Genomic DNA, 14,339 nt, shown 5'->3' with positions numbered 1-14,339 from the left:
GCTATCCCCCGCACCCGCCGGTCCGGGCGGCGGGGCCGGTGACACCGAGCGGGAGTTCGGCGTGCACCGTCCACCCCTGGCGGGTCGAGCCGATATCGATGGCCCCGCCGAGCAGCTGCACCCGCTGCCGCATACCGCGGACACCGCGACCGTCGGGGGCGAGCCGGCCGCGGATGGTCCGGTCGGTCGCGGCGGGCACCGGCAGTTCGTTGGCGACCGTGAGCGCGGCGCGATCGGCGGTGACCGCGAGCGTGACCGTCGACCGGGACTCCGGGGCGTGCTTGGCGATGTTGGACAGCGACTCCTGGGCGATGCGGTAGAGCGCGAGTCCGATGGCCGGCGACACCTGTGCGGTGGGGCCCTCGGTGCGCAGCGTCACGGTCAGGCCCGCCCGCGCGAAATCATCGGTCAATCGGGCGATGTCTTCGACCCCGGGTTCCGGTGCGATCTTCATCGGGGTTCCGTCGAGCAGTCCGACCGTGCGTCGGATGTCGGCCATCGCGGCCCGGCCCAGTTTCTCGGCGTCCTCCAGTGCATCGACCGCATCGTCGATATCGCGATCCTCCTGCAACGCCCGCCGGGCGCCGGTCAGGTGCAGCAGGGTGACCGAGAGCGAATGGGCGATCACATCGTGCACCTCGCGGGCGATCCGGCGGCGCTCGTCGGCGGCGGCATGCTCGGTCAGCGCGTGCTGCGCTGCCCGCTGGGCCACGATGAGCTGTTGCTGGATGCGCATCAGATAGCCGACCAGCCAACCCATTCCGAGCACGCTCAGGTAGAGCCAGACACCGTCGAGCCGTCCGGACACCGCCGCCGCGCCCAGCATGGCGGCCGCCGAGGCCGTCGCCGCCAGGCCGCCGGCCGGTGGGGTCATCGCCGCGACCACGCCGACCATCAACACCAGGATCAGTGGCGCGAAATCGAAGGGTATCGGGGTCGAGGTGCCGAACAGGAAGATCGCCGCCGCGCCCGACCAAGCGCCCCAGATCAGCAACGGGTTGAACGACGCGCCCGCGGCGAAGAACACCACCAGTGGGCACATCGCCACCATGATGCCGACCGGCACCGCCACCAGATAGTCGGCGGCGGGCCGTTGCAGCGTCGAGATGACGGCGATGACGGCCAGCGCGGTGTCGGTGGTGATGACGAACATCCAGCTCCACCCGAGCTCGTTGAGCTCGTTGTGACGTTCGAAACGCCGACGCAGGAATTCGGGCACCACGAAGCGCATCGGTCAATGGTAGGACCCCCGAGCGGCGATCACCATCATGCCGTGGGCGGGCTGCGCCCTCCTACCAGGGGCGGAGCCGCGCCGGGGAGGGCTTCGGCCCGATGCGGGTGGCCGGTGCGGCGAATGAGCTGTGCTGCAACGTCATCGCCCGCGCGTCAGTGCGAGAGCAGGTCGTCGGCGGGTTCGTCCCAGTGGTCCAGGTTGACCGCATGCGTCAACGGCCTGCGACGTAGCCGGCCGTGGCGACCCTTGGGCCAACCGACCACGATGTGGCCGCCGAGCATCCAGTCATCGGGCACCCCCACCGCCTCGCGCAGGATCTTCTCGCCGCCGTAGGAGGCCCAGCTGGTCAGGCACGCACCCAGACCCTGGGCCCGGGCGGCGAGCAGGAAGTTCTGCATCGCCGGGAAGATGGAACCGCCCAGCAACAGGTCGGAGGCGGTGGGAAAGCGCTTCTGGACGAAGAGCACCGAGGTGAACTCCTCGGCGCGGTCGTGGAGTTCATAGGTGGCCCGGTTGTTGCGGGCGACCAGGTCGGTCTCCTGCGCGGAGGGCCGGGTCATCCCGTAGACCGGCTCGATGACCGCCAGTGCATGGCGCGCGGCCTCGGCCACCACCGCGCGCTGCGCGGCGCTGCGTAGCACGATGAATCGCCAGGCCTGGGCGTTGGCGCCGGATGGGGCCCAGGTGGCCGCCTCCAGACATCGGGTCAGGGTGGCATCGTCGACCGGCTCGTCGGTGAACCGACGGATCGTCCGCGCGGTCGACAGCACCTCCCAGATGTCACTGCTCGCTGTGGCCATGTCGGCACCCTAGCGTGCGGTCAGCCCATCGTGGCGGCGCCGGCCGCCGTCATCAATTCGACGGCCTGCCGGCGGGTCAGCGTGCCGAGCATCTGGGCGGCGGCCTTCATGATGTCGCCGACCAGCACCGTAGGGCCGTTCTCCAGGTTCGCGAACGCCTCGGTGATGACCTCCTCGACGGTGGCCGCATCGGCGGGAGTCGCCTCGACGGACTCCAGCACGCCGCGACGGTGTTCCAGGGTGCGCAGCGCAGGCGTGTCCGTCTTACCCAGGATCAGGCCGATGACGTCCACCCCGGTGTCTCGCAGTTCGGCCCACAGCGCCTCGGCGAACACCAGGTCGAAGGCCTTCGATGCGCCGTAGGCGACCATGTTCGGGGCTCCGACGAATCCCGCTCCGGAGCCGAACACCACGATGCCGCCGCGGCCCCGCGCCACCATCGGTGCCGCGAAGTGGTGGCACAGCCGCATCGGGGTCAGGCAGTTGCGCTGCACCATCGCCTCGGCCGCGCTCAGCGGGCTGTCCAGGAACGGGGTGTAGTGCGGTTCCGCGCCTGCGCAGTACACCAGGAACCCGACCTCCACGTCGGCGGTCGCAGCGGCGATCTGGGCTGTCGCGTCGTCGAGCGCCAGATCGATGGCCAGCGTGCGGGTTTCGACCCCGGTCTCGGCGCGGATACGCTCCGCGACATCGGCCAGTACCGTTTCGCGACGGGCCACCAGGACGAGGTTGACACCGCGGCGGGCAAGTTCGGCGGCGAACGCCGCACCCACGCCGTCGGAGGCACCGGCCACCAGTGCCCAAGGTCCGTACCTGTCGGCGAACACGTGTCAGTCCCCCACCGCGACGATGCGCACCGAGGTGAAGACGCGCTTGGCGATGCGCCAGCCTGCGTCGGTACGGACCATGTCGTCATCGTAGAAGCCGATGGCGTTGACACCGGATGTGTTGTCCTGAGCGAGAATCAGACCGTCCACGTAGGTGCGGGCGGTGGCGCGGTCGCCGTCGAGAGTGATCACGAAATTGGACAACCGGTGCATGGTGTGCCCGGCCATCGCGTGGGAGGCGTTCATGAACTCGGTCACGGCGTCGACGCCGTCGAAGGTGCCGATCTGGCCGTAGTCCAGCACACAGTCGGGCGTGAACACGCTGCGGAAAGCGTCCCAGTCCCGGCGGTCGATCCCGGTGGCGTAGCGCAACAGGGTGTCGGTGATGTCGGCGCGGTCGCGATAGGGGTCGGTCATCGTGGGTCTCCGTTCGGGTGCACGACGATGCGGGGCGGTCCGTAACGGCCGAGACTACGGGTTGTTGCCTGAAATACGCCCGATCGCGCCACAACCCGTAGTGTCGCCGATCAACGCACCGGGTCGAACAGCACGGGCAGTGCGGTCGGCGACCGGAACACCTGACCGCGGATGTGCGGGTCTCCCCCATCGGGATCGAGCCGTAGATTCGGCAACCGGTCCAGCAGCAGGTTGACGGCGGTCCGCATCTCGAGCCGGGCCAGGTGCATACCCAGGCAGACATGGACTCCGTAACCCCACCCGACGTTCGCCTTCTGCTTGCGGAAGATGTCGAACCGGTCCGGGTCCGGGTAGCGATCATCCTGGCGGTTCGCCGCACCCAGCATCGGCATCACCGTCGCACCCGCCGGAATCCGCACCCCGCCGAGTTCGGTGTCGCGGGTGGCCACCCGGGTGATGGTCAGCAGCGGGGACTCCCAGCGCACCCCCTCCTCGATCGCCTGCGGCAGCAGCGACCTGTCGGCCTTGACGGCATCGAGTTGGGCGGGGTCCGAGAGCAACGCGAACAGCAGGCTGCCCAGCGACCGGTAGGTGGTCTCCACCCCGGCCGGCAGCAGCAGCCGCAGGAAGGAGTAGATCTCTTCGTCGGCGAGCTTGGCACCGTCGATCTCGGCTGCGGCCAGCGCGCTGATCAGATCGTCGCGAGGTTCGGCGCGCCGCGCCTGCAGGATCGGGGCGAAGTACTCACACAGCGCTGCCGACGCCGCCAGTCCGCGCTCGGGGTTCATCAGCCAGCTCAGTAGCGAGATCGACCATCGCTGGAACTGCGGGTAGTCCTCCTCGGGCAGCCCCAGCAACCCTGCGATGATCTGACTCGGATAGTCGAAGGTGAACTCCTTGACCAGATCGGCCCGGCCGGCACCGGCGAATTTGTCGATCAGGGCGTTACCGACCCGGCCGACGAGCTCGTCCTCCCAGCGTGCCAACGACTTCTGGGTGAAGGCCTTCTGCACGAGGGCGCGCAGCCTGCCGTGCACTGGCTCGTCCATGCCGAGCATCACCCGCTCCCCCAACACCGGGCCGAACGCGGCGATGACACCGGCCGAGGAGTACGTCTCGTTGTCGCGCAGCATCTGCTGTACCTCCTCGTGGCGGTACACGATGAACATCGGCAGCGACTCCTCATGGGGCAGCGCGCCCGAGGTCTCCAGCCGCTGCACCGGTTCCTCGCGGCGCAACCGTGCCATCTCGGTATACGGGTCGCGGACATCGCCGGAGATGGCGTCGTCGAAGGATCCGAAATCCTCCAGATCGTCGAAAAGTTGTTCCACTGTGCTGAACTCCTCAAACCGCCGGATAGGCGATGGATTTGATCTCGGTGTACTGATCGAAGCCGGCGGTGCCGTTCTGCCGGCCGACGCCGCTGTTCTTGTATCCGCCGAACGGGGTGTCGGCGCCGTAGCCGGCGGTCCCGTTGACCCCGATAAATCCCGCCCGCAGCCGTCTGGCCACCGCGAGTGCGTGATCCACTGATCCGGATATGACATTGCCTGCCAGTCCGTACGGGCTGTCGTTGGCGATGTGCACCGCGTCGTCCTCGTCCCCGTAAGCGATGACCGAGAGCACCGGACCGAAGATCTCCTCCTGCGCGATGGTCATCGAGTTGTCGACATCGGCGAAAAGGGTCGGCCGGACGAAGAATCCGGTGTCCAGCCCGTCGGGCGGCTCCGCACCCCCGACGACCAGTCGCGCCCCCTCGGCGATGCCTTTCTCGATGTATCCCCGGATCCGGGTGCGCTGCCGGTCGGAGATGACGGGACCGCACAGGGTGGCCGGATCCTGGGGATCCCCGGGCTGCACCCCGCGATAGATGCCGCTGAGGATCTCGATCCCTTCGTCGTAGCGCGAGCGCGGGAGCAGGAGTCGGGTCGGATTGGCACAGCCCTGCCCGGCGTGCACGCACGGCGCGATGCCCATCATGCAGCCGAGGGCGAGGTCGGCATCCTCCAACACGATGGTGGCCGATTTGCCCCCGAGCTCGAGGAACAGCCGCTTCATGGTCGCCGCACCCTTCTCCATGATTCGCATCCCCACCGCGGTAGAGCCGGTGAAGCTGATCAGATCGACCTTCGGTGAGAGCGTGAGCTCCTCGCCGATGAGATGATCCGACGCTGTCAGCACGTTGACGACGCCGGCGGGGATGTCGGTGTGCTCGGCGACGAGGCGACCGAGCCGGGTGGCGTTGAAGGGGGTGTCGGGTGCGGCTTTGAGCACCACGGTGTTGCCGGTGGCCAGCGCCTGCCCGAGTTTGTGGATGGCGACCTCGAACGGGAAGTTCCACGGCACGATGGCGCCCACCACGCCGACCGCCTCCCGCCAGACCTTGCGGGTGGTGTTCACACCGGTGACCGAGACCAGCGCATCACCCAGTGAGGTCTCCCACGGATAGTCGTCGATCAGGTCCGCTGGATAGGTGAGCGCGTCGCTCAGCGGCGCGTCCAGCTGGGGTCCGTGCGTGATCGAACGGGGGCAGCCGACCTCGGCGATCAGCTCTTCACGCAGCAGCTCGCGCTCGGCCTCCAGCGCGTCCTGCAACTGGCGCAGACAGTGTTGGCGCAGAACGCGGTTGGTGGACCAGTCGGTTCGGTCGAAGGCGCGCCGGGCCGCGTCGATCGCCCGGTGCGCGTCGGCCGTCGACGCGTCGGACACCTCACCGATCACCTGCTCGGTGGCCGGATTGATGTTGGCGAAGACGCCGGCGGCACCCTCGACGAGTTTGCCGTCGATGAGCATGCGGGTCTCGTGTCCGGTGTCAACCATGTGCGCGGGCCCCTTCCTGATCGGGGGCGCCGGCCGGCTGGACCGGCGCCGGTGGCGGCGCGAAACGCATGGCCAGCAGTGCGACACGCTGCAACACGGGCGGGGGCAGCACCTTGGCCGCCAGGACCAGGCCCTGCTGTACGGGGGTCAGCCGACCCGGTCGCATGCTGCCCATGCCGGGCAGGCCCATGGCCAACCGCGTCATGTGATGTACGCCGGAGCTGGGCAGGATCCGGTTGGCGATCAACAACATCCGGGCATCCGGTCCCACCGGGCGGCGCACGAACGCCGGTGTGTCCTCCAGCGCCCGCGCGAGCGCCTCGGCGAAGATCTGCGGCGGGCGGGCCATCTTCATCGCGAGCCGGCCGCGGCGGTCGACGGTGGCATGGTGGCGCGCGTAGGGTCCGGCGAAGTCGCGGCAATCCGTCGTGCCCGCGTCGGTGATGATGTCGGTGTCATATGTGCCGGTCGCCAGGATCGTCACCCCGATCCCGAACGGGGCGATCTCACCGGCCATCGATTCACCCCAGCGTTCCAGCGCGCCCTTGGCAGCTGAATACGCTGCGATGGAGGGCATCCCGCGCACTCCGCCCTGGCTGGAGATCAACACGATACGCCCCCGCCCGGCCGCGCGCATCGAGGGCAGCAGGGTCTTGGTGAGCAGCACCGGTCCGAGCAGATGGGTGTGCAACATCCTGTCCCACAACTCCATCGGGGTTTCCTCCACCATCCCGGCGGCGGAGATGCCCGCGTTGTGGACGATGGCATCCGGTGCGCCGACAGCCGCCTCGATCGCGGCGGCGGCCGAGCGCACCGAGGTCGCGTCGTCGAGGTCGAGTTGCACGCCGATCAGCCGAGGGGCGTCGGGGGACGCCCCGGCGGCGTCGCGCAGTCTCGGCATACCCGTGTCCGGCGAGCGCATGGCGGCGACGACCCGCCAGCCGTGCCGGTACAGGTGGGCCGCAGACGCCAGACCGAGGCCACGGGAGGCGCCGGTGATCACTACGGTGCGGGTGTCAGCCATTGTTCTCCTCCGGTGCACATCGGTTGCTGCGGGAGCCGGGCACCACATCCGGTCTGCCGTCGGGCTGCCCGCTCATCCAGGTCGACATGATGCCCACCGCAAACGGTCCCTGTGCGCCGTTCTCCTCGTAATAGCCCTGCGGGTCATAGACCTTGGCCTCCGGATAGGGCCAGGGGCAGGCGACCGACGTGGCTGCCCCGGACACCCTGATCAGGGTGAAGCCCAGGCCGTAGGCGAAGTAGGCGACGTTGATGATGACGAACATGACGACCAACATGCCCAGCCGCGGACGGGACAGGAACAGTCGCGAGCGGTGTGCCAACTTCTCGGCGACGGTGCGGCCGGTGTCGTCGCGGTAGACGAGGATGCCGGCGGGCACCATGACGAACGTGACCATGACCGACTCCCACAGCAGCGGGAACTGGAACGTGGTGCCGGTGAAGATCGACCCGAACGGGATGACCTGGGAGTAGATGTAGAGCCCGGTGCGGACCAGGGTGAGTTCGAGCACCATGTCGAAGAGGAACCCGATGACGAAGATCAGCGATCCCAGGGTGAGCAACGGGTGGCGCCACACGAACGCGTCGACCTCGTTGCGGGACTGCAACTTCCGCAAGATCCACACCGCCGGGAAGTACGGGCCGAACTGGAACATGACATAGCCGATCACGACGAACGGCTCGACCGTCGGGGACAGCGACACCCACGGCCAATCCTCGGGCCAGTGCCACAGCTCGGGGTTGTAGACCGCGTACGGGGCCCAGTTCATGTACGGGTCCTGCCATACGATGAAGGTCGTGATGGCGGCCATCATCACGATCGGGCTGCCGGGATTGCGCCGCCAGGCGATGATGCAGACGATCAGCAGGGCGGGCACCGAAAAGATGGTGAAGATCTGCCAGAGTTCGATCCAGTGGTCGAAGCCGAAGAGGAAGTCCACCGGACGTGGCGTGCCGACAACCTCGGGATTGCGGATACGCGGTGATACCGCGCCGCTGCGCGCGTGGTGGGCGATGACGGCAATACACGCAGCCGCCGCCACCAACCATGCGATGCCCCAGGGGAATCGGCGCCGCTGCGGTGACGTCGGGGACTCGGTGCCGCTGGTGAGGTGATCGGTACTCATCTCACTCCTCCCCGAATCGGTCGACCAGATGGGAGTTCACGCCGTCGGCGTCGAGCGTGCGCGCCACCAGATAGCCCGCGCCCATCCAGGCGCGTCGGGTCCAGTTGCCGAAGGAGACCCGCGTTCCGGGTGCACCGGCCGCGGCGGGCAGCATCTTGACCCGCTCCAGCGCCTCCTTGACTCCGCGCGGGCTGAGCGGATGGGCATCGGTGACGGCGTGTAGCAGTGCATTGGCGACATCGTGGTTCACCACCGGCACGCAGTACTCGGGCCGCCGGCCGAACGCCTGCTGGTAGCGGTCCAGGAACCGCTGGCCGACCTTATTGCTCTCGTCGTACTGATCGACGCCGGTCCAGCCCATGAACGCCTCCCACATGACCGGATTGACCCAGGCGTTCTGGAAGGCGGTGCTGGTGAATCGAGACGGGTCCCAACCCATGTCGGCGAGCACCGCGTTGAGGAAGACGATGCCGAAGCCGAACCCGCAGTGCACCAGTGCGCTCGGCTTGGCCTGCGCGACAGCGGCGACCGCCTCCGTCACGTTCTGCGCGGTCTGGGCAATGGTCGCCTCGGCGACGATGCGGATGTTCTTGCGTCGGCAGGCGCTGCGGAAGTGGCGCAGATAGGTCTCACCGACCAGGGACGCCTCGATGAGCACACCCACCTCGGTGTGACCGCCCTTGGCCAGCAGATCGGCCCAGAAGATCGGCTCGTCGGTCAGCGATCCCTGGGGAAAGGCGAAAGTCCACTCACCGAGCCAGTCGTCACTGCCGGTGACGCTGAGCGCGGGCACCCGGAACCGCTCTTCGATGGCCTCGCGGGTGGGTACGGCGTTGTCGGTGATGTGTGGTCCGAACACCGCCAGGCAGCCCTCGTCGACGAGTTCACCGTAGGCGTCGATCACCTTCTTCACCGCCCCCTTGGGCAGACCCTCGACCTCGCGGTACACCAGCTCGATCCGCCGGTCGATGCGGCCCTGCGCCAGGGCCTCGTCGAACAGCAGCTGGAACGGCTGGAAGAAGTCGTCCTTCATCTCCTGCGGGTAGGAGTCCGGCAGCGTGAAGTCCATCAGATAGCCGACCTTGATCGGCTCGGCGGCGCTCTCGTAGGCCATACTCATTCTCCGTCCGCGGGCAGATACACGTCGATCATTTCGATGAGACCTCTGGTCACCGTCGAGTCATCGGTGAGGGGTCCGGCAATGGCGGCACGTGCTGCGGCGTGTGGCGTCAGCCCCTCACCGATCAGCCGTCCGGCCGCGATCAGCACCCGGGTGGACGCGACCTCGCGCAACCCACCGGTCTCCAACCGCCGGATGGCCTGCCCGAGTCGCACCAGCTCGGCCGCCCGGCGATGGTCGATGCCGGCCTCGTCGGCCAGGATCTTCTCCTCGACATCCGCTGCGGGAAACCCGAACTCGATGGCGACCATGCGCTGTCGGGTGGAATCCTTGAGGTCTTTGAGCACGCTCTGGTATCCGGGATTGTAGGAGACCACCAGGCCGAATCCGGGCGCCGCGGTGAGCGTGACGCCGAGCCGGTCGATCGGCAGTTCACGGCGGTGGTCGGCCAGCGGGTGCAGTACGACGGTGGTGTCCTGCCGGGCCTCGACGACCTCGTCGAGATAGCAGATGGCGCCCTCGCGCACCGCCCGGGTCAGCGGTCCGTCCACCCACTCGGTCTCGCCGCCGCGGAGCAGGAACCGGCCGACCAGATCTGCGGTGGTGAGGTCGTCGTGACAGGACACCGTGACCAGCGGGCGTCCCAGGTCGTGGGCCATGGCCTCGACGAACCTGGTCTTGCCGCAACCGGTCGGGCCCTTGAGCACGACCGCGAGCCCCTGTCGGTGGGCAGCCTTGAACACCTGCTCCTCGTCGGCGACGGCGACATAGTACGGACGTTGCGGCGCAGCAGATCTTGGTTGAGCAGGATGCATGACTTCCTCTCGGACAGCAGCCGGATCGACTGTAACCCGGAACAGATGTTTGGTTCAAGCATTTTGTCGGCGGAGTCAGGTGATCCGCCTGCGCAGGTCCGCGGAGCGTAGGGCCGACCGGAACAGCGGCCCGATGACCCCGGCGAGCTCCTCGGGCCGCGGTATCGCGGCGTGTGCGGCGCTGCCGAAGACCCGGCGCAGTTCCGCGGTGTCGGTGCCGGCGCCGACGGTCAGGCAGACGCAGCCGGTCCCCTGCCTCCGCACCTCGGCCAGTGCCCGGCGCGCGTCGGCAGCGCCGTAGACCCGCTCGTATCCGTGGTCGTAGGCCAGCCCGTCGGACAGCACCACTAGCAGTCGTCGCGACGTCCCGGCCTCGTCCGCTATGACGGCCGCGCCGTGCCGGATGGCGGCTCCGAGACGCGAGTAGGCGCCGGGTTTGAGCGCCCCCAGTCGGCCGACGGCCGCGGCGTCGAAGGTGTCCGGGAACCGTTTCACCGGCACGACGTGCACCGCCGCGCGTCCGCGGGACCGGAATCCGTACAACGCCACGCGATCGCCGAGCTCGAACAATGCCACCGTCAGGGCGTGGGCGGTGCGCACCTGTTGCTCGTGCACGCTCCGTCCCGCACCGCCGGACTCACCCGCCGAGCCGGAGATGTCGAGCAACACCAGCACCGCGAGGTCGCGGCGCCGGCGCAGATTGTCGATGTACACCGCGACATCGCCACCGGCGGCCCCGGCCAGCATGTCGACACGTGCCGAGACGGCGGCGTCGATGTCGATATCGTCGCCCTGGGCCTGTCGCCGGCACCGGTCGAGGCCGATACCGAGCCGGGTGAGCGGCCGCCGCAGGCTGTGAACGTCCGGTCGGGCGAGCGTCTCGGGAGGTCCGGCGGACGCATCGATCTCCTCGACGGTGCACCAGTCCGGACGGTAGCGGCGGTGGTGCACGTCCCATTCCGGATAGGTCAGGCCGGTCGCATCCGCGACGTCCTCGGCGTCTCCGGGCGCGGTGGTGGTCGACAGCACCGCGGCCCTGCCGGCTGTTCCCGATCTGGACCGGTGCGTCGCCGCATCGGCTCCCGGCTGTCCGCCCCCGGAGAGTCTGCGGACGCGGTTCATCATGCGTTGCAGCAGCTTTCCGACGGTTGCACCACCGCCGACCGGGCTGGTGAACTGATCGAGCACGTCGGGCTCGTCGTCTCCGAGGGTCTCCTCGGCATCGGGGTCGAACTCATCGACGGCCCGGCCGGCGCCGTCCTTGCGGGCCTGATGACGGCGTGACTGCACCGAATCGACGGGTGCGGCGGCCATCTCGCGTGGCCGCAGGATGCCGAACTCGGGCGGCGCTGCCGGCACCTTGGCCGCGGACAGTGCCGTCTGCAGCGACTCGTGTGCGGAGGACGGGCCACCGGTGGGCACACAATCCAGCAGTGCCCGGACCGGCCGCGGCAGTAATTCTTCGTTGGCCGCCAGCGCGCGTCGTCCCTCGACGGCGAGGTAGCGCCGGGTGGTGTGGGCGCGCCGGCCCACCCTGTGCAGGATGTCTGCCTCCAGACTGCCCGCGGCGATCAGCGATGCCTGTACCGCCAGGCATCGGCGTTGGAACACCGTGTCGGCGGCCGGGTCCAGGTAAATGATCACCCCGTCGGTCCAGGCGGGATGCCCCGGCGCGGCCGGGCGTACCGCCACCGTCCGGCCCGCCAGCGCCGAGGCGAGCAGGGCGTGGGTCTGCAGATCGGCTGCAGCTTCTCCGGTCGTCACCGCCGTCGGCACCTCCGTTGACCAAATATCTGTTCCACCGTAGAGTTTCACCCCGAACCGAGTCAACGTCGAAACGATGGAACACTCTTGGACCCTTTTGGTTTCGGTCATCCGCCGGCCGCCGAGCAGTTCCGCAAGGAACTGCGCACCTGGCTGGCCGATCAGCTCACCGACGACATCGTCAGCGCTGCCCGCCGATGCGGGCACTCGGACGAGGCATTCGCCATCATGCGCCGCTGGAATGCGACATTGGCCGACGCGCGCTGGGCGGCGGTGTCCTGGCCGACCGCGTACGGCGGGCGCGGGGCGAGTGTCGCCGAGGCTCTGATTCACGCCGAGGAAATGACCTGGGCCCGGGTACCGCACCCGCTCAACGTGATCGGTATCAACAATATTGCGCCGGCGCTCATGGAATACGGCACCGAACAGCAGAAGACCTACTTGCTGCCGCGGATGCTGCGCGCCGACGACATCTGGTGTCAGGGCATGTCAGAGCCCGACGCGGGATCGGATCTGGCGTCACTACGCACCCGCGCCGTCCGGGACGGGAACGAGTTCGTGGTGAACGGTCAGAAGATCTGGACCTCGCTGGGGCATCGCGCGAACTGGTGTCAGCTCTATGTTCGCACCGACCCCGACGCACCGAAACATCGGGGCATCTCGTGCCTGATCGTGGACATGGCCCTGCCCGGTATCCAGGCACGTCCGTTGACGACGCTGAGCGGGGATACCGACTTCGCCGAGGTCTTCTTCACCGATGTCCGCGTGCCCGCGAGCGCCTTGCTGGGAACGCTGAATCAGGGTTGGCAGGTCGCCACCACCACGCTGTCACATGAACGTGCCGGGGCGGCGCGGTTGTACGCCGAACTGCAGACGCGGCTGATCGACCTGGTGAACGACCTGGATGAGGCCGGAGACCAGCTGCGCGACCCAGCCGTGCTGCGCCGCCTCGGCGAGTTCGAACTGCGGATCAGTTATCTGGAGACACTGTGTCAGCGTGCGATATCGGCCACCGTGCACGGCACGGACGGCTTTGCCACCGCCAGTCTGGCCAAGTCGGTGTGGGCGGAGATCGGACAGGACCTGGCCGCGTTCGGTTACGGCATGCTGGGCGACGACGGCGGCGGGCAGTGGGCCGACTACCGGCTGACCTCGCATGCGCTGAGCATCGCCGGCGGAACCACCCAGATCAACAACAACATCACCGCCCGACTGCTGGGACTCCCGCGCCGGTGAACCTCGAACGCAGCCCCGAACAGAACGCCCTGGCGCAGTCGATGCGTGCCTTTCTGGCCGCCCACGATGGCGGTGCACGCGCGCTACTCGATGATCCCCGTGGCACCACCGATGCGCGCTGGCAGGGATTGGCCGCACTCGGCGCGACCGGCCTGTTGGTGAGCCCCGAATACGGCGGCTCCGCGGCGACGATGGTGGACGCCGGGATCATCGCCGAAGCCCTCGGCGCGGCATTGGACTCCGGGCCCTGGCTGTCCTGCGCGGCGGCGTGCCGTGCCCTGGCACGGTTCGGCGCCGAAGCTGCGGGGGCGCAACTGCTCGCCGCGATCGCCGACGGTACCGGTGTCGCGACGGTGGGACCGCTCAGCGGTGCCGGTGTCGCGCCCGTCGGTGACGGTCCGAACGTGCTGCTGCGTGGTCGGATCGACCGACTCGACGATGCGGCGGCCGCCGATGTCGCGCTCATCCCCGTTCGCGACGATTTGGGCTGGACGCTGTACGCGGTGCGCACCGCCGATCTGGTGCTGGTGGCGATCCCGATGATGGACAAGACACGCAGGAGTTTCCGGGCGCACCTGCCCGACGTGCCGGCCCGCGTCCTGGGCCGGGCCGACGACGATGCGGCGGCCGCACTGGCCGACGATGTGGCGGCGCTGGCCGCGGCCGACGCGATCGGTGCGGCGCAACGACTGCTCGAGATGACCCTCGAACATGCCGGGAACCGCAGACAGTTCGGTGCACCGATCGGCAGCTTTCAATTGGTGCAGCAACTCTGCGTGAGCATGTACCAGTTCGTCGAACTGGGCCGTGGCGGGGTGCTGCGGGCACTGTGGGCCGCCGACGAGGGCGACGCCGATCAGCGGTGGCTGGCCGCAGCGCGGCTACGGGCCTTCGGGGACCGCCTCGCGACCGTCGGCGACACGGCGATCCAGGTCTTCGGCGGTATCGGCTACACCTGGGAACACGACGCACATCTGCATCTGCGTCGACTGCTGGGATACTCGACGATGCTCGGCACCAGCGATCAGGGATTGGAGCAGGTGGGTGCGGCCCTGGTCGCCGGCTGCCGTGCGGGACGGCCGGGCAGAGCAATGCCCCGCTGACCGCCGGCCAGGTCGTAGAATCGGCAATTCGAAGCAGATTCCGACACAGACAC

General features: G+C 68.5%; 13 protein-coding genes. 2 read left to right on the top strand and 11 right to left on the bottom strand.

The genetic code is table 11. The annotated features are described in order from the left end of the window. Position 1: 1 nt before the first annotated feature. The 11 genes from BST17_RS01655 to BST17_RS01605 form a co-directional block, all read right to left on the bottom strand. Positions 2 to 1,231, bottom strand: coding sequence for a sensor histidine kinase (locus BST17_RS01655; RefSeq protein WP_083054907.1), 1,230 nt, complete (start codon positions 1,229 to 1,231; stop codon positions 2 to 4). A gap of 155 nt (positions 1,232 to 1,386) precedes the next feature. Then, positions 1,387 to 2,034 carry a nitroreductase family protein gene (locus tag BST17_RS01650; RefSeq protein WP_083054905.1) on the bottom strand — a complete coding sequence of 216 codons (648 nt, stop codon included), beginning with the start codon at positions 2,032 to 2,034 and terminating at the stop codon, positions 1,387 to 1,389. A gap of 20 nt (positions 2,035 to 2,054) precedes the next feature. Beyond that, positions 2,055 to 2,861: an SDR family NAD(P)-dependent oxidoreductase gene (locus BST17_RS01645; protein ID WP_083054903.1), complete on the bottom strand. Its 807-nt coding sequence runs from the start codon at positions 2,859 to 2,861 to the stop codon at positions 2,055 to 2,057. A 3-nt stretch (positions 2,862 to 2,864) separates the two neighbouring features. Continuing rightward, positions 2,865 to 3,278, bottom strand: a complete 414-nt coding sequence (locus BST17_RS01640) for a nuclear transport factor 2 family protein (protein WP_083054901.1) — start codon at positions 3,276 to 3,278, stop codon at positions 2,865 to 2,867. Between the two features lie 110 nt (positions 3,279 to 3,388). Continuing rightward, positions 3,389 to 4,609 carry a cytochrome P450 gene (locus tag BST17_RS01635; protein ID WP_083054899.1) on the bottom strand — a complete coding sequence of 407 codons (1,221 nt, stop codon included), beginning with the start codon at positions 4,607 to 4,609 and terminating at the stop codon, positions 3,389 to 3,391. 13 nt (positions 4,610 to 4,622) lie between these two features. Next, entirely contained in the window at positions 4,623 to 6,071 is a 1,449-nt protein-coding gene (locus BST17_RS01630; protein WP_083055287.1) for an aldehyde dehydrogenase family protein, read from the bottom strand. A gap of 19 nt (positions 6,072 to 6,090) precedes the next feature. Further along, entirely contained in the window at positions 6,091 to 7,122 is a 1,032-nt protein-coding gene (locus BST17_RS01625; protein WP_083054897.1) for an SDR family NAD(P)-dependent oxidoreductase, read from the bottom strand. Further along, entirely contained in the window at positions 7,115 to 8,248 is a 1,134-nt protein-coding gene (locus tag BST17_RS01620) for a spirocyclase AveC family protein (protein WP_083054895.1), read from the bottom strand. Before BST17_RS01620 ends, BST17_RS01625 begins: the two co-directional genes overlap by 8 nt. A gap of 1 nt (position 8,249) precedes the next feature. Further along, complete coding sequence (locus tag BST17_RS01615) at positions 8,250 to 9,362, bottom strand: ABC transporter substrate-binding protein (protein WP_083054893.1); 1,113 nt, start codon at positions 9,360 to 9,362, stop codon at positions 8,250 to 8,252. Between the two features lie 2 nt (positions 9,363 to 9,364). Next, on the bottom strand, positions 9,365 to 10,183 hold the full coding sequence (locus tag BST17_RS01610) for a CbbQ/NirQ/NorQ/GpvN family protein (protein ID WP_083054891.1): 819 nt from the start codon (positions 10,181 to 10,183) through the stop codon (positions 9,365 to 9,367). Positions 10,184 to 10,258: 75 nt separating this feature from the next. Further along, positions 10,259 to 11,947 (bottom strand): nitric oxide reductase activation protein NorD, encoded by a 1,689-nt coding sequence (locus tag BST17_RS01605; protein WP_083055284.1) that lies wholly within the window; start codon positions 11,945 to 11,947, stop codon positions 10,259 to 10,261. An 87-nt stretch (positions 11,948 to 12,034) separates the two neighbouring features. Here BST17_RS01605 and BST17_RS01600 point away from each other — a divergent pair, with 87 nt between their 5' ends. Further along, a complete protein-coding gene (locus tag BST17_RS01600; protein WP_083054889.1) occupies positions 12,035 to 13,183 on the top strand; it encodes an acyl-CoA dehydrogenase family protein in 1,149 nt (382 codons plus the stop codon). Beyond that, positions 13,180 to 14,286: an acyl-CoA dehydrogenase family protein gene (locus tag BST17_RS01595; protein WP_083054886.1), complete on the top strand. Its 1,107-nt coding sequence runs from the start codon at positions 13,180 to 13,182 to the stop codon at positions 14,284 to 14,286. The genes BST17_RS01600 and BST17_RS01595 overlap by 4 nt, the downstream gene beginning before the upstream one ends. The last annotated feature ends 53 nt before the right edge of the window (positions 14,287 to 14,339 follow it).

Source organism: Mycolicibacterium bacteremicum, from assembly GCF_002086115.1.
Classification (GTDB): Bacteria; Actinomycetota; Actinomycetes; order Mycobacteriales; family Mycobacteriaceae; genus Mycobacterium; species Mycobacterium bacteremicum.
This window is presented reverse-complemented; position numbering and strand designations above follow the sequence as displayed.